The sequence below is a fragment of the uncultured Sphingosinicella sp. genome (assembly GCF_963974575.1).
Taxonomy (GTDB): Bacteria; Pseudomonadota; Alphaproteobacteria; order Sphingomonadales; family Sphingomonadaceae; genus Sphingosinicella.
Genome location: NZ_CAXBBQ010000008.1, coordinates 15,256 through 29,595, shown reverse-complemented (window position 1 = coordinate 29,595; position 14,340 = coordinate 15,256). Strand labels below are relative to the sequence as shown.

General features: G+C 63.2%; 16 protein-coding genes. 8 read left to right on the top strand and 8 right to left on the bottom strand.

Features of this window, described 5'->3' with window-relative positions:
* Positions 1–50: 50 nt before the first annotated feature.
* A complete protein-coding gene (locus AAC014_RS14755; protein ID WP_271256721.1) occupies positions 51–224 on the top strand; it encodes a DUF1328 domain-containing protein in 174 nt (57 codons plus the stop codon).
* Between the two features lie 62 nt (positions 225–286).
* Here AAC014_RS14755 and AAC014_RS14750 read toward each other — a convergent pair whose 3' ends face one another.
* Together AAC014_RS14750 and AAC014_RS14745 are read right to left on the bottom strand one after the other, a co-directional pair.
* Complete coding sequence (locus AAC014_RS14750) at positions 287–496, bottom strand: hypothetical protein (protein ID WP_339709871.1); 210 nt, start codon at positions 494–496, stop codon at positions 287–289.
* A gap of 120 nt (positions 497–616) precedes the next feature.
* Positions 617–799, bottom strand: coding sequence for a DUF465 domain-containing protein (locus tag AAC014_RS14745; RefSeq protein WP_339709868.1), 183 nt, complete (start codon positions 797–799; stop codon positions 617–619).
* Between the two features lie 151 nt (positions 800–950).
* Between AAC014_RS14745 and AAC014_RS14740 the strand changes: the two genes are divergently transcribed.
* The 6 genes from AAC014_RS14740 (at position 951) to AAC014_RS14715 (ending at position 5,705) form a co-directional block, all read left to right on the top strand.
* Complete coding sequence (locus AAC014_RS14740) at positions 951–1,208, top strand: hypothetical protein (RefSeq protein WP_339709865.1); 258 nt, start codon at positions 951–953, stop codon at positions 1,206–1,208.
* A gap of 319 nt (positions 1,209–1,527) precedes the next feature.
* Positions 1,528–2,061: an SOS response-associated peptidase family protein gene (locus tag AAC014_RS14735; protein WP_339709862.1), complete on the top strand. Its 534-nt coding sequence runs from the start codon at positions 1,528–1,530 to the stop codon at positions 2,059–2,061.
* Between the two features lie 61 nt (positions 2,062–2,122).
* The gene (locus AAC014_RS14730) at positions 2,123–2,704 is read left to right on the top strand and encodes a DUF305 domain-containing protein (RefSeq protein ID WP_339709859.1); all 582 of its coding nucleotides are present in this window, start codon (positions 2,123–2,125) and stop codon (positions 2,702–2,704) included.
* A 58-nt stretch (positions 2,705–2,762) separates the two neighbouring features.
* Positions 2,763–3,407, top strand: coding sequence for an SOS response-associated peptidase family protein (locus tag AAC014_RS14725; protein ID WP_339709856.1), 645 nt, complete (start codon positions 2,763–2,765; stop codon positions 3,405–3,407).
* 185 nt (positions 3,408–3,592) lie between these two features.
* Positions 3,593–4,510: a tyrosine-type recombinase/integrase gene (locus tag AAC014_RS14720; RefSeq protein WP_339709853.1), complete on the top strand. Its 918-nt coding sequence runs from the start codon at positions 3,593–3,595 to the stop codon at positions 4,508–4,510.
* A gap of 28 nt (positions 4,511–4,538) precedes the next feature.
* Positions 4,539–5,705, top strand: a complete 1,167-nt coding sequence (locus AAC014_RS14715) for an IS91 family transposase (protein WP_339710040.1) — start codon at positions 4,539–4,541, stop codon at positions 5,703–5,705.
* Between the two features lie 549 nt (positions 5,706–6,254).
* On the opposite strand, the gene AAC014_RS14710 is transcribed toward AAC014_RS14715, so the two are convergent.
* From AAC014_RS14710 to AAC014_RS14695, 4 genes are read right to left on the bottom strand one after another with little or no spacing between them, the layout of a single operon-like run.
* Positions 6,255–6,893, bottom strand: a complete 639-nt coding sequence (locus AAC014_RS14710) for a hypothetical protein (RefSeq protein WP_339709850.1) — start codon at positions 6,891–6,893, stop codon at positions 6,255–6,257.
* On the bottom strand, positions 6,890–7,591 hold the full coding sequence (locus tag AAC014_RS14705; RefSeq protein WP_339709847.1) for a hypothetical protein: 702 nt from the start codon (positions 7,589–7,591) through the stop codon (positions 6,890–6,892). Before AAC014_RS14705 ends, AAC014_RS14710 begins: the two co-directional genes overlap by 4 nt.
* Complete coding sequence (locus tag AAC014_RS14700) at positions 7,591–8,133, bottom strand: hypothetical protein (RefSeq protein WP_339709844.1); 543 nt, start codon at positions 8,131–8,133, stop codon at positions 7,591–7,593. Before AAC014_RS14700 ends, AAC014_RS14705 begins: the two co-directional genes overlap by 1 nt.
* A 9-nt stretch (positions 8,134–8,142) precedes the next feature.
* Positions 8,143–10,383 carry a TonB-dependent receptor gene (locus AAC014_RS14695; protein WP_339709841.1) on the bottom strand — a complete coding sequence of 747 codons (2,241 nt, stop codon included), beginning with the start codon at positions 10,381–10,383 and terminating at the stop codon, positions 8,143–8,145.
* A gap of 176 nt (positions 10,384–10,559) precedes the next feature.
* On the opposite strand from AAC014_RS14695, the gene AAC014_RS14690 reads away from it, so the two are divergent.
* A complete protein-coding gene (locus AAC014_RS14690) occupies positions 10,560–11,855 on the top strand; it encodes a LuxR C-terminal-related transcriptional regulator (protein ID WP_339710037.1) in 1,296 nt (431 codons plus the stop codon).
* Positions 11,856–12,043: 188 nt separating this feature from the next.
* On the opposite strand, the gene AAC014_RS14685 is transcribed toward AAC014_RS14690, so the two are convergent.
* Positions 12,044–13,231: a prolyl oligopeptidase family serine peptidase gene (locus AAC014_RS14685; RefSeq protein WP_339709838.1), complete on the bottom strand. Its 1,188-nt coding sequence runs from the start codon at positions 13,229–13,231 to the stop codon at positions 12,044–12,046.
* Positions 13,232–13,894: 663 nt separating this feature from the next.
* Positions 13,895–14,113, bottom strand: coding sequence for a hypothetical protein (locus tag AAC014_RS14680; RefSeq protein WP_339709836.1), 219 nt, complete (start codon positions 14,111–14,113; stop codon positions 13,895–13,897).
* Positions 14,114–14,340: the final 227 nt, after the last annotated feature.

The window sequence follows — 14,340 nt, the reverse complement described above, 5'->3', positions numbered from 1 at the left end:
GCGTTCGGGACATTGTTTCGGGAGAGATCACTTAACGATAGGAGCGCGCGTTGATCAAATGGGCCATTATTTTCGCCATTGCCGCATTGGTGCTCGGCGCCCTGGGTTTCGGCGGCCTCGCGGGCGCTTCGATGGGGATTGCTAAAATCTTGTTCGTCGCGGCGCTGATCATTGCCGTCATTTTTCTTGTTCTGGGACTTACCGCCGTCCGGAAGATTACGTGACCACCGGCCCCGCCTGATCAGGACAAATCGTAACGCCCGGCCCCAGTGCCGGGCGTTTTCGTTTACGAGGCGTCGTTGACCAGCCCTATAAACCAAATGACGAACGCGCAGAGCACGAGCCCGCTCAACGCGATCAGCGCAAGATCCTTGAGGCGCGTTCCAAGCCACCGGGTACGGATACTGTCGGGACCGAGCGTTCGCTCCCCAGCTTCGCCTTTGAGCATCCGCCTGCGCCCTGCCGGACCCGAGTTCAATGGGACGATGTCTGTCATACTTCGCGTTATCCCTGCCAAGCTGACTGTCAGATGAAGGACGACCACCCCAGCCGTCCGCGCGTCTCTGTCGAACTGGCCTGAAAGAAGGCGGGGCCGGCACGACCCCGCCAGTACCGGTCAGGCAGCGACCTGACGGTTTTCTTTCTCCGCCTCTGCCATCTGGTCCTTCACGGCCAGCTTCAGTTTCTTCAGCCGGGCCAGAAGCACCTGATCGGGAAGCGGCCGTGCCGCCTCCCTTGCGAGTTCACCTTCGAGGCGTGCATGTTCGCGCCGCAGATAGTTCAAGAGATGATTGGACATCGCCCACTCCATGCAAAAGTTGACTATGTTCGTGCCGACCTGAACGGCTCGGCCCGGCCTATTTTGGATCGTTCTTCGATCGCTTCAAGACCATCGCGCCTCGCCGGATCGCCTCTTGTCATAGTTCCTGTTTTGTTCTCATAATCATGGCATGAGACGAATCACCCGAGACGAGCTTGCAACGTCGATCAGCGTGAGCCTGAAAACGGCGTCGAAGGTCGATGTGCGAAAGTTCAAATCGAAGCTGCCGCACGAGTCGGACGAAGGCGCCAGCGCGCTTGCCGGGCGCATCTGCGACCTGATCGACAACAGCGGAACGATGGTCATCGCCGCCGAAATGGTGGACGCCTCACCGCATGGCAAAAGCCCCGGCAAGTTCGGCGTGACAGAGCCCGACCCGTGTCCCTGACATGCCACCCCGTGAGCTGGTCAATCCTATCCGCGACCTGTTCGACGCAGCCGTCCGCCACTACGCCGTCAAGCTCACCTGCCCCCGCTGCCGCCATCAGCGGATATTCGATCCCCATGCCCTCTGGTATCACTTCCACAAGCGCGGCCGACCTGACTGGCTCCCAGACGTCCGTGAGAAGTGTAAATGCACGTCCTGCGGGGCGCGGCGGCCGACGCTGGACCTTGTACGCGAGCCGCTGACCGATGAGACGCTGCCGATGCCGAGCGAGGCCTTATGGAAGAAGGAGCTACGGCGGCGGCGTTGAAGGAGACCCGATATGACGGCACAGGCACGACGGGTGCCGGCCGAAAGCTGGCGCGACGGCCCCGGCAAGACCGCGCAGATCGTCCTCTGGCGAAACGGCGCGGCGATGCAGCTCAAATGCAAGTGGGGCCTGAAGCCCGTCGAGATGTACGGAAACCCCGTTCACCTGCTGCGCTCGGAAGGCCGCACGATCACGAATCCCTGCCTCATCATCGCATCGGATTTCACGATCGATGCGGGCAAGGGCTCGCGCAGGAAGCGCTACACGGCGAAGCTCATCACCGACGAGCCGTTCTTCTGCTTCGCGGGTGTGTGGCGTCCGGCGGAGGATGGATGGCCCGAGGCGTTCGCCGCGCTCACCGTGGAAGCGAACCCCGACATTGCGCCCTACAAGGACCGCCACATGGCCGTCGTGCGCCCCGACGACTGGCAGGACTGGCTCACGCAGCAAAGGCCCGTGGGGGAGCTCTTGCGGCCATTTCCGAAGGGAAGTTTCGAGATCAGCGACCCCGCGAAGGGCGGCGCGGTCGTGAGCGGGCTGCTCTAGGCGCATTTCATGCCGCGCTGAACCAAGGGCCGCCTGATCCGTTGAATGGCAGGAGGTCGCCATGGATCAGCACCAAAAGATGAAAATGGGATGGGGGCGCTTCGCAGCGATGGTCGCCACGTCGACGGGCATCATGTTCGTCCTGATGTATCAGCTCGTCTATGCTTGGGATCACGCCCTGTTCAGCCTCACCCGCTTTGTCGGTGCCCTTGTTATGGGCTGCGTCATGACGGCGGTGATGCTGGTTTTCATGTGGCGCATGTACCGGCCAGACGCCGCGAAGATTGCCGTGCTTGCCTTTGCCGTCATCGGCGGCGTGGCGCTCCTAGCCGTGAACCGCAGCCAAGCCTTGATCGGCGATAGGGATTTCATGAAAGCAATGATCCCGCACCACTCGATTGCCATCAACAACGCACGCAAAGCCGACATTCGCGACCCGCGCGTGCGCTATCTTGCGGACCGGATCACGCGCGATCAGGTGAAGGAAATCGCGGAAATGAAAATGCTGATCCAGGACATCGAGAGACACGGCAGGCGCGCCGACGAGCCGCTGCCGGCCGCGCCCGCGACATTGCAGCCCGAAGGCGCGAGGGAGGCAGGCGACTTGGTGAGCGGCAGGTTGCTCGTCGAAAAGCCTCTCTGAAGCCCTTGGCGGTCTGCTCACGCATTGCGGCACGCGCGCCACGTGATACGCTCGCGGCATGTGCAACCTCTACACCATCAACGTGAGCGCCGCCGACATTGCCGACGCGTTCAAGGCCCGGATGCCGACGAGCTTCAACGCCGCGCAGGGCGACGTGTATCCCGGCGCTCCCGGCATGGTCGTGCGCGAGGCGGACGGCGGGCGCGTGGTGCAGGCGATGACGTGGGGCTTCCCGCTCCCGCAAAAGAGCAAGAAAACCGGACTGCCGATCAAGCCCAAGCCAGTGAACAACATTGCCGACCTGTCGAGCTTCATGTGGCGCCATATCGCCCCGCGTCCCGAAAACCGCTGCCTGATCCCCTTGACCGGCTTTGCCGAAGCCGAAGGCGAGCAAGGCGCCAAGACCCGGACGTGGTTCCGGGTGAAGGGCGAGCCCGTGTTTTCGTGGGCAGGTATGTGGAAAGACAGCGACGAATGGGGCGCGGTCTACTCGGGACTGATGACAAACGCCAACGCGACAGTTGAACCCGTGCATCATCGGATGCCGGTTCTCTTGCTACCCGATGAGTGGGAGCGCTGGCTTCACGGGTCGCTCGACGACGTACAGGCATTTCAGGACCGGTGCTTCCCGTCTGAACTTACCGAAATCGAGCGGACGGCGGAGCCTTGGATCAGGCAAATACGCTCAATATCTGACGTCTAGGACCAGTGCATCTGGACATTGGCCATTGGCGGGCATGCACTCCCCGATGTCGCCTCGCGCCGACCAGCACGAACCCGCTCGCGCGGGATTGTCGCGTGGGGTGGCGTAGCGTGATATTTATGGGCTTTGGGCGGACATAGGTCGTCCACCGAACATGGAGTTCCTTCAACGAAGAGGAGCCAACCATGTCTACATCTGCCACTTCACCGACCGCCATCGCCCCTGTCAGCCCGCTGCGTCAGCGCATGCAGCACGACATGATGATGCGGGGCCTCGGGCCACATACGCAGCGGGATTATATTCGCCATGTCCGGCGCCTTTCTGCTTTCCTCGGCCGTCCTCCCGATACCGCAACCGGAGAGGATTTGCGTCGCTTCCAGGTTCACCAGCATGAAGCCGGAGCGAGCGTTCCCACGATCAACGGCACCGTCTCGGCGTTGCGCTTCTTCTATGGCGTGACGCTGAAGCGGCGCGATCTGGCGCGCAGTCTGGTCGCCATGCGTCGCCCCTACAAGGCGCCCCAGGTGCTCAGCGTGGAGGAAGCGGCGCGGCTGCTCGAGGCGGCACCGGGCATCAAGTACAAGGCCGCGCTCGGTGTGGCTTATGGCGCGGGCCTGCGTGTGTCCGAGGTCGCGCATCTCAAAGTCGACGATATCGACAGCGAGCGCATGCTGCTTCGTGTCGAACAGGGCAAAGGCGCGCGGGACCGCAATGCGATGCTCTCGCCGCATCTGCTGGCGCTGCTGCGGGTGTGGTGGCGCGAGGGCAAACGGCGGGGCGTCATGTTCGCGCATGGCTGGCTGTTCCCGGGCCGCAGCTACACCGATCCGATCTCGACCCGCCAGCTGCATCGCGCGGTTCAGGAGGCGGCCGAAGCTGCCGGCATCAAGAAGCGTGTCGGTCCCCATACGTTGCGGCACAGCTTCGCGACGCACCTGCTCGAGCAGGACGTCGATATCCGCATCATCCAGGTGCTGCTGGGTCACGCCAAGCTCGATACCACAGCGATCTACACCAAGGTCTCCACCCGAACGATCCAGGCGGTGGCGAGCCCGCTCGACCGGCTCATGGCGCTGATGGAGGGCCAGACCCCGCCCGAGTGAGCCGGTGCGCGCGATCGAGGTCGCCGACATCTTCCGCGCTGCCGGTCCCGGATATCGGGCTGCCCATGCCGGGCATTTGAGCCTCATCCAGCTCAAGGTGATGACGGCGATCGAGACCTGCCGCACCGCTGCTCTTGGTGGTCATGTCGAGGCCTGCGAGGACTGCGGGCACTGGCGGATCGCTTATAACAGCTGCCGCAACCGGCACTGCCCCAGGTGCCAGGGCGCCGCCGCGCGTACCTGGCTCGCCGAACGCGAGGCGGACCTGCTACCGGTCGGCTACTTCCATGTCGTCTTCACATTGCCCGCCGAGATCGCGGACATCGCGTACCAGAACAAGGCTGTGATCTACGACCTGCTGTTCAAGGCGGCGTCGGAGACGATGCTCACCATCGCCGCCGACCCGAAGCATCTCGGGGCCCGGATCGGCATCACCGCCGTGCTCCACACCTGGGGATCAGCGATGACGCACCATCCGCACGTGCACATGATCGTGCCGGGCGGCGGCATCGCTCCCGACGGAACGCGCTGGATATCGTCGCGGCCCGCGTTCCTGTTGCCCGTGCGCGTGCTCGGCGCCTTGTTCCGCTGCCTGTTCCTCACCCGGCTGCTGACCTTGCACGATGCAGGACGTCTTTTCTTTGGCGGAAGCGTTGCGCATCTGGCTGACCGCCGGGCGTTCCTGCGTCACCTGTCGCCGGTCCGGAAGAAGCGCTGGGTGGTTTACGCCAAGCCGCCGTTCGCCGGTCCCAAGGCCGTGCTCGCCTACCTGTCGCGCTATACGCATCGCGTCGCGATCTCCAACCGGCGGCTGATCGTGTTCGACGGCAACGGCGTCACCTTCCGCTACAAGGATTATCGCCGCGACGGCCCGGAGCGTCAGCGGGTCATGACACTCGCCACCGACGCGTTCATCCAGCGGTTCCTGCTCCACGTCCTGCCGCGCGGGTTCCATCGCATCCGCCATTATGGTCTGCTTGCCGGCTCCGCCCGAAAGGCCAGCCTCGCGCTAGCCCGCAGGTTGCTCGAGGTTGCGCCCGAACCGGCCAACGACAACACCGCCGAATCTGACGATTATCGCCCGCCGTGTCCCTGTTGCGGCGGGCGTATGATCATCATTGAGACGTTCGAACGCTGGCAACAGCCACGGGCACCGCCATCGACGATGGCGACAACCGGGAAGATCCTCGCGTGACCCGGCACGACCTGATCCCGAACCGATCCGCAGCGCTTATGCATTGGCGGCCATGGAGACGTGCGCCTTATCCCGATGCTGCCTTGTCGCGTTGTCGTTCCGAAGCCCGAACCCGCCGTCAACAGCACTCGACAGACTGTTCCACCCCATCCGAAACCCCGCTTCAGCGGTCTCCGCATGGCGTGCGGTCGGCCATGAAGACCAGCCAAAATCCGAAATCCCCATAGGTCATCGCGTGCGACCCGCGGGTTCCTGCATGTGAGGCTTTCGTACGCCTGCCGGCGCCCGAAACCCTTCGACAAAGGCGCCGTTCAAAGGGCAAATCTGATCCCTCGATAGCTGCCGGTCATTCATCAGGTCTTTTGCGGCAGCTTCGCACCCCTTCTCGGTTCTTCGACAGATGATTGAGGCGACCGAAAAGCGGCCATAGCGCCGGCCGCCGTTGTGCCTCGAAGATGGAAAGCCGGGAGGGATTAAAAGCAAACTGCTATCGACACCTGAAACGAACGAGCATAGCCCCGCAAACGCCTGCGTGGCTTGGACTTAGAGTCATTTGCGCAAGAACATTCGCAATTCCACGGTGCCCGTCAACACGCCATCGACGGAATAGTGCGTGAGCCGATCGACCTCGACAAAGCTACCCGCGATATCGGCGAATTCGCCGCTTCCGCCGACGATGCGGCCCCGGCCGCCGGGTAGCGGGCCGACGGTGGTGGTGACGGTCCAGTCGCCGGACCAAGGCTTTCCGGATGCCATGGTTGGCCCGATGATGTCGGTGACGAGGCTACCGGAGCGTTCGATCTGGTGAAGGTAGATCATGCCGCGGCCCGGAATGGCTAGCGTCCAAGCTGTCGGCCAGCTCGTATCGACGGCGGACGGGTCAGCGGGAAATATCTCCAGTTCCGAGGCGAAACCGACAACCTTGCCCCCAGTGTCGGCGAGCTTGCAGATCAGTGCGAGCGTATTGTCGAGCGATGGCTCGGCGAGGGCCGCGATCCCCTCTGGTCCGCGCCGCATTTTCACGGCGCCGCCCGTTGTCAGCGCGACACCGTGATCCGGCAGTTGCGCGAAGTACGAGAGAACCGTCTCGCCGGGTAGCGACGCGGCCGGATCGGCGCGCGCGGTTTGCAATGCCCCCACAAGCAGCGCAGCCGCAAGAAGCGAGCACTTCAGACGATTGCACATCATTTCCCCTCCGTATGATCGCGCGAAACCAGCAGGTCCATCACGCCCTCGAACACCGCGTCGGGCTGAAAGCCGCGCAGCTCGGCGACCTCCACAAAATGTCCGTTCCGCCCGGCAAAAATGCCCGTCCCGGCGATCACCTCGCCATAACCCTGCGGCGACGGGCCCAGCGTATTGAGGTGGTTCCAGCGGCCACGCCAGAGCGCGCCTCTTAGCAAGCTCGGCAGCAGAAAACGGGTCACGAGCGTCCAGTTGTCTTCGGTCTGGTAGAGAAACAGCACGCCCCGGCCTGGCAGCACCACGGTCCACGTGGTGTGCGTCATCAGCCGGCCGCGCAGAAAGCTGCTGTCCTCGTGCGCAGCTTCAAGTTCAGTCGCGAAGCCGACGATGCGGTTGTCGGCGTCCCGAATGTGGGTGATGAGCGCGAGCCCCATGCTGACGTTGGGCTCGACGAGCGGCGGCGTTCCCGCCGGGCGATTGGGAAAAATCGCCGGGGTCGGCGACGTCGAAACCGACACCAGATCGCCCGAAAGTCGCAGGCGGTAGGTTTCGTGATCCGGCGCAGCGGCCAGAAACGCCGGCAGCACGCGTTCGGTCCGGTCTACGTGGCGAAACGGAAAGGCATAGAGCGCGACCAGCACCAAGACGGCACCTGCCAGCGTGCCCGCCAGTGCCGTCACCCCTCTGAGCAGAACATCCATCAGCGCTCTCCCGTGCCTGTCAGCGCCAGCACATAGCCGGCACCGCGTGCGGTTTCCTCCAGGCGTCCCCGAAACACGGCGAACGTGCCCGTTCCGCCCAGCACGCTGCCGCAGGGTGTCGCTGCGTCTGCGGGACAGGTCGTGGCGAGCGTTCCGCGTCGGGTGATGACAAGCGTCCACAGCCGGTCCGGCTGATCGGGACTGTCGGTCGTCAGCGTGTAGCGGCTGGCGACCCCGATCACCGCGCCGCGCGCGTTCCTGAGCTTCGCCGTCAACACCGAACTGCCCGCCGTCGGCCCGCCGACCGGCTCGATCCGCGCCGGAAAGGGTTGCACGCCAAGGCTTCCGTCGCTGGTATGCGCGATGATGTCGGCCGGCCGGATCTCGAACCGCTCGACGAGCTGCCCGTCGGCTCCGCGTGTACGGATCGGCGCGGCGCCCGGCGGATCGACCGGCGGAAAGGCGAGCACGGCTATCATCGCCAATGCGCCCGCCGCAGCCCCGCCCATGCCATAGCGGAGACCTGTCGCTGCACGGCCCATGCGCGTGCCCTAGAAACGCACGCGGGCGGTGAGCGACCACTCGCGCGGGCGGCCATATTGCGCGCTCGCAAAGCCGAGGCTGTCGAGCGTGCTGACGGCGGTCGACTTGTAGCGCTTGTCGGCAACGTTGGTCATCGCAAGTATCAGCGCATAGCGCCCGTCTTCGGGTTCGAGCGTTGCCTGCAGGTTGAGCAGGCCATAGCCGTTCTGCGTCACGGCCGGCAGGTTGTTGACCTCGTAATAGATGCGGCTGCGGTAGCTGTAGTCGCCGCGAAGCGTCAGCGTGCCCCAGTCTCCCAGCGGCACGCCATACTCGGCGGAAACCGACGAGGAAAACTTCGGCGTGGAGGCGAAATGCGATGCCGTGGTGATGGCGGCGCCCGCCGCGACGTCGGTGAATTCCGCGTCGATAAGGCCAGCCGAGGCGGACAGCAGCAGCCGCGGCGCGGGCGCTGCCGTCACCTCTAGCTCGGCGCCCATCACGCGCGCCTTCGCCGCGTTCTGCACGAGGACGACCTGCACGCCGTCCTCGTCGGCGGTGCTCAGCATGAACTGGATGTCGCGGTAATCGTTGTAGAAGCCCGCGAGATTGACGCGCAGCCGGTTGTCGAGCCAGTCAGACTTGAGGCCGAGCTCATAGCTCCACAGCTTCTCCGGCGCATAGGGCTGCACCTCGTTGGCGGTGGAGGAGCGGCCGTTGAACCCACCGCTCTTGAAGCCGCTCGCCGCCGATGCATAGACCATCACTTCCGGGGTCAGCCGGTAGTCGAGGCCGAAGCGCGGCGACATCGAATTCCAGTCCTGCGAACGGCGCGTCGGGTCGATCAGAAAAACATCGGAAAGCGGCAGATAGAGCGAGGTGTCATAGCGCTTCTTCTCATGCGTGTAGCGCAGGCCGAGTGTCGCGTTGAGGCCATCGGCAAGCGCGTAGCTGGCCTGACCGTAGAGCGATGTGCTGCGCGTGATCTGCTTCGCTTCGATCCGGCGCGAAATATCGAGGCCGATGGCAGGCAGGAGTTCCGGATAGATCTGGACATCGATAGTGCCCTGCGCGTTCTCGTGCAGATAATAGGCGCCCACCACCCATTTCAGACGGTCATCGAAAGTGGTGCCCGACAGTTGCAGTTCCTGAGTGAACTGGCGCTGGCGATTATCGTCCTGTTCGTCGACGATCGTGAGCGGCGAACCGTCCGGGTCCGTCTCGAACACGGATTTCAGGTGGCGATAGGCGGTGATCGATTTCAGCGTCGTGTTGCCGAAGCTCCATTCGAGCGTGCCGTTGACACCCCAGACATCGAGGTCGTTCCGGTTGCCGCCCGTGGCGTAGCTCTCATAGGGATTTTCGGTGATGTAGCTTGCATCATAAGGCGCGACGAACATGTTGTAGAGCCCGACGAGCGGCGCCTCCGAAATCTCTTCCAGATGCACCTGCGAGAAGGTCTCGCGCACGCGCGTCTTGTCGAAGGAGAGCGTCACCTCCACGTCTTCGTCGGCCATCCAGCGGAGCGACGCCTGAACCGCCGCGCTGTTTTCGTTTCCCTGCTCCTCGCCCGTCAGCAGGCGCGTTCCGAAACCCTCTGCGTCGCGCGTGCTCAGCGCGACTTTTGCGGCGAGTTTGTCGGCGATCAGCGGCACTTCGGCCTTGGCCTTCACGTCAAGTCTACTGAAGCGGCCAACGCGCCCTTCCACCATGCCCGAAGCCTCGGTGAGGCTCGGTTTCGTGGAAACGATGTTGATGGCGCCGCCGATTGTGTTCTTGCCGTAAAGCGTGCCCTGCGGGCCGCGGAGCACCTCGATGCGCTCGATATCCACCAGATCGAAAATGCTGCCCATGGAACGGGCGAGATAGACACCGTCGACATAAACGCCGATGCCAGGATCGGTGGTGAGCAGATAGTCGGACTGGCCGACGCCGCGAATGAAGGCCTGGCCGGAATTCCGGCCGCCGACGCCGCTTGCATGGAATTGCACGTTGGGCGCGTGCTGGCCGACATCGGCAAGGCTGACGATCTGGCGCCGCGCAATGTCCTCGCCGGAGAGGGCAACGATCGAAACCGGCGTGTCCTGCAGCTTTTCCTCGCGCTTGCGAGCCGTGACGGTGATCTCTTCGATACTGTATTGTTCATCGCTCGGCGCGTCCGGCGCGGTAGCCTCGGCCGGTTCTACGAGCAGCCCCGAAAGCCCTGCGGCAAGCGCCAGCAGCGAGACGTGGTGCTGCCGCATGATGAAACGTTGTGTCTGATCCTTCATGGTCTCTCTCCCCCATCTTTAATCTTGTTGTTGGGGATTGATTAGGGCCGTGCCGGACCACGCCACAAGCAGCCAGACAGCATCAATTTCATGGCAAGAATTGATCAGTTTGAGGCGCCCGGGAATCGCTGCTATCCTGGGGGTGTGCGCGCGACGGCCTTGGGGAGGATGGCGTGATGACAGCATTGCAAACAGCCGAGTACCGGCAGATCCTGAACATCGGCGCCGACGTTCTCAAGTGCCACGGCACCGACGCGCTTATAGAGACGATGATGCCGCGGCTCAGCAGCCTGCTCGCCTGCAAATCGATGTTCATCGCGATCACCCACTCCCGCCAGTTGGCCTGGCAGAACCTGCACAGCGTCGGCCTCGATCAGGAATTTCCGCTTCTGATGGAGCGGCTTAACCAGCAGGATCCCGGGCGCACGGCGCTGATGCGCAGCCAGAGCCGCCGCCGCAGCGGCGTTCTCAATTCCGATATGATCTGGCCAACCACCCGCGAGCCGCGAGATGCGTACTACACCGCACTCTACAAGCCGCGCGACATTCGCCACGCGCTCGCGCTCTCCATCCCGACGGACGACGATCTGTTCGCCACCATCGTCATGCACCGCTCGCATCGCGACGGGCATTTCAGCACGCGCGACGAGCAGGTCGCGCTCGCGCTGCTGCCGTTCCTGAAGGGCGGGATCGAGCGCATCTGCTACCGGGAGCGGGAGGCGCAGGGCGCCTGGCTTCTTGAACAGTTGCGCAGGGAGTATCGCGAACGCGATCTGCTGATCCTCAATGATCAGCTCGACCCGGTCGCCCGGTGGCCGCAGCAATCGCCGCTACTGCAACAGCTCCTCGCGGATATCCGGCGCGGTGCCCGCCAGCCGCCCCTGTTCGCGCCCGACCTTGCTGCGCTCTGCCGCCAGAGTCTTGCAGGTAGCGGCGATGACCGGCAGCAATACAGGCTGGGCCGTGGCGGTCATGAACTGAACGTCGTTCTCAGCCGGTATCGCCAGGGGCAACGGACGCTTCTGGTCATCAGCGCGCCTTCGAATGCCGCGCAGGGTTGGACCCGCGACGCGATCGCCTTTTCGCGCCTCACCCCGCGCGAGGCACTCGTCGCCCGGCAGGCCGCGTGCGGCGCACGCAACGACGACATCGCCCACGACCTCGGCATCGCATCGTCCACCGTCGCCCATCATCTCTCCGCCGTACGGCGCAAGACCGGCCAGCGGACGCGCTGGCAGTTGGGTATCACGCCGGCGCTGCTCGATCGCGTTGCCCTGCTGCCGCTGGGACGACGCCAGAAGCAGATTCTTCATGCGCGATTGCTGGGCAAGACCGTCAGGGCGATCGCCGACGATCTGAAGATCAGTGACACGACCGTCCGCAATCACCTCGGTATGACCTATCGCCGCCTCGGCGTTTCCGGCCTGCGCGGCGTTCTCGCTCGACTATCGATAGAAAACGCCGATGCCTGAATGCCAAGACCGTGGAGGGTGTCCATCAGCATTTTCAGCTTTGCTTCACGGGCGTCGGCTTATTCTGCGCTCGTCCAATATCGAACTGATCGGACACGGCCTAACTCGGTCGCTCGTCCGACCGGAGCGAAAGGTACAACAGAAATAACCGGCATATGTCCGGAAGCCGAATGGCAGGTGTGGTTGGCCTACCGATCGAGTTCGCCGTCGGTGTGGATCAGAGGCATTGCGTCGGCTTCGGATGGTTTAGCCCCGTCATCGGCTGTGCCGGTGCGATAGTGTTCGAAGAAGGTGAGCGTCCGCGCAATCATGTCCGGAGCGTTCAGCGTCATCGAGTGGGTGTCGCCCTCGTAGATGTGTAGCGCGAAGGGCGTGCCGGCCTTGTTCAGCCCCTGCGCCACATCCAGCGCGTCCTTGACCGGCACCCGCCAGTCGGCAGTGCCATGAAACAGGATAGTGGGCACCTTGATCTCATCCGCCCACAGGATGGCAGAGCGGCGGTCGAGCGCGGCCTCCGGGTCTGCGGCATAGTCCGTCATCATGCGAGCCCGCATCGGCATCAACTTCGGCCGGTTCGCGTCGCGAACACTACCGGCGCCGGCCCGGATGGCCATGGCGCGCATCGGAAACCCCTCCCGCGCCAGCATATAGGCCTGCATCCCTCCGCGGGAGCCGCCGAACACGAAGGTCTGAGACGTGTCGACATAGCCAAGCACTTGCGCCAGCGGTACCAGGTTCCGGACATCGTCCAGGTCGCCCCGACTGCCAAAGCCATCAGAGCCGTCGCTGCCCGGCCCACCGCGATACTGCGTGGCAAGCACCACATAGCCGGCCTTCAGAAAGGCGTACCATCCGTGGTACATCCATGGCTGCATCGGGCCGAACGTGTTGTTGCCGCCGCGCAACGCGATCAGCAGCGGCAGGCGCTTGCCTTCCGTCTCAATGGGCTTCCACAAGAGGCCGGCGATCCGCAAGCCGCCGCTTGCGTAGCGGATGACACGGCATTCGAAGCCGCGATAGGCCAGCCCCTCCTCGACCCGCGCCCGATCCGAGAGCGCTGCCGCCAGCTGCGCGTCGCTGATCGGCGGCATGACCAGGTTTTCCTCACGCGCCGCCTCCACCTCGCTGTCCAGATCTGCGCGGATCATTCGGACGAAGTCTTCGTGGGAGCGGTTCGGATTGGGCGGACAGGGTTCGGACGATAGTAGCGTCCCGTCCGGTGCATCGGTTTGTGCCAGCGCGGGACTTGCGGCGATGATGAGCAGGCTGAGAAGCAGAATCAGGCGCCGCCTTATGCCGGCACCCTCCAGCGCATCAACCGGCCGGCGGGCGACCGCTTGGTCCCGTTGGGAACAGGAAATGAAGACGTGGCTCATATGCACCCCCGATTGCAGTGGTGGCACAAGCAAAAGCGGGACGCCAGCGTGAGAAGCGGGGGCTGATTATGGTATGTGGCGGTCCAGAGCGGGATGGCCTGGGAGCATTATAGCAGAATAAATGGCGGAAAACAGCCACTTATGGGATGCTTTGGGATGTCTTGGGAATGCTTCGTGGTGACCCTACGGGACTCGAATTGGTATCTTAGCAATTTGATTTACTTGAAAATTTTTTGAAAAAAATCACCGATACCATGACCGATACCAAGGGACTTTTTTGTAGAATGGTTCGAGTCCAGAGAGTCTTTTGTGCGCCGATTATTAGCTGGTGATTCGCCGTTTAGTTGAGCCTCTTTGGCGACCGATGCGATCGGCGCCGGATGGCCAAGCAAATATTTGTAACCGCCCCTCTCGGTGTAAACGAGATGCTCACCAACCGTCTCAAACTGGGTCGTCTGCGGTCATGCAGCTTTCAGATGGCGCGGTGACATAACTGCCCGGCGCAGAGGTAGATGCATCTGGCGGCACCCGCCTTGATTCCGGTCGTTCCCAGACTCGTTTGGCTTTATCGGAACTTGTCGTTCGTTTAGGTCGCTCTTGAGATGGGATGCGCCATCCCAGTTAGTTTCTCCGCTTGTGTGCTAGAACGCTGTTGCGTTGAAGCTACGCGACTGTGCGGCTGTCGTCTGCCGTAGGCTGAAAATCTTCGTAATTGGGTTGCGTGAGGAAGCGCCAAAGCGGCATCCGGCCAAGGCCTTCGCTGGCCTGGAGCGCCCCAAACCACTGGGCTTGAATGGGAGCGCTGATATCGATGATCTCGCCACCCGACATTGTCTGCTGCGCGTAATGACGAGCGAACATGCGGCTGAGGCTGCCGGCCATCCCGAAACCTTGATAGCTTAGCTCAGGGGGGGTGCTCTCTAACTCGATCGCAAGAAGGCGCTTTCCGTCAACGAACGACCGTGCGTCTGGAGTTTCCCCAGTCGCTATAATTCATGACCGTCCATGCGATTTGCTGGTCACGCGGGTGGAGGAGCTCCTTGCCCTCGCAGAATAGCTGCGCTTTGGCGATCGTAACCGGCACCATCCCGTAGTTGTCGATCTCCCCA

Excerpts from the sequence above, each read along its gene's own strand:
- AAC014_RS14705 (WP_339709847.1), bottom strand. The coding sequence starts at position 7,591 with ATGGATGTTCTGCTCAGAGGGGTGACGGCACTGGCGGGCACGCTGGCA.
- AAC014_RS14745 (WP_339709868.1), bottom strand. The coding sequence starts at position 799 with ATGTCCAATCATCTCTTGAACTATCTGCGGCGCGAACATGCACGCCTC.
- AAC014_RS14680 (WP_339709836.1), bottom strand. The coding sequence starts at position 14,113 with ATGGCCGGCAGCCTCAGCCGCATGTTCGCTCGTCATTACGCGCAGCAG.
- AAC014_RS14750 (WP_339709871.1), bottom strand. The coding sequence starts at position 496 with ATGACAGACATCGTCCCATTGAACTCGGGTCCGGCAGGGCGCAGGCGG.
- AAC014_RS14725 (WP_339709856.1), top strand. The coding sequence starts at position 2,763 with ATGTGCAACCTCTACACCATCAACGTGAGCGCCGCCGACATTGCCGAC.
- AAC014_RS14690 (WP_339710037.1), top strand. The coding sequence starts at position 10,560 with ATGACAGCATTGCAAACAGCCGAGTACCGGCAGATCCTGAACATCGGC.
- AAC014_RS14710 (WP_339709850.1), bottom strand. The coding sequence starts at position 6,893 with ATGATGTGCAATCGTCTGAAGTGCTCGCTTCTTGCGGCTGCGCTGCTT.
- AAC014_RS14735 (WP_339709862.1), top strand. The coding sequence starts at position 1,528 with ATGACGGCACAGGCACGACGGGTGCCGGCCGAAAGCTGGCGCGACGGC.
- AAC014_RS14700 (WP_339709844.1), bottom strand. The coding sequence starts at position 8,133 with ATGGGCCGTGCAGCGACAGGTCTCCGCTATGGCATGGGCGGGGCTGCG.
- AAC014_RS14730 (WP_339709859.1), top strand. The coding sequence starts at position 2,123 with ATGGATCAGCACCAAAAGATGAAAATGGGATGGGGGCGCTTCGCAGCG.
- AAC014_RS14685 (WP_339709838.1), bottom strand. The coding sequence starts at position 13,231 with ATGAGCCACGTCTTCATTTCCTGTTCCCAACGGGACCAAGCGGTCGCC.
- AAC014_RS14695 (WP_339709841.1), bottom strand. The coding sequence starts at position 10,383 with ATGAAGGATCAGACACAACGTTTCATCATGCGGCAGCACCACGTCTCG.
- AAC014_RS14720 (WP_339709853.1), top strand. The coding sequence starts at position 3,593 with ATGTCTACATCTGCCACTTCACCGACCGCCATCGCCCCTGTCAGCCCG.
- AAC014_RS14740 (WP_339709865.1), top strand. The coding sequence starts at position 951 with ATGAGACGAATCACCCGAGACGAGCTTGCAACGTCGATCAGCGTGAGC.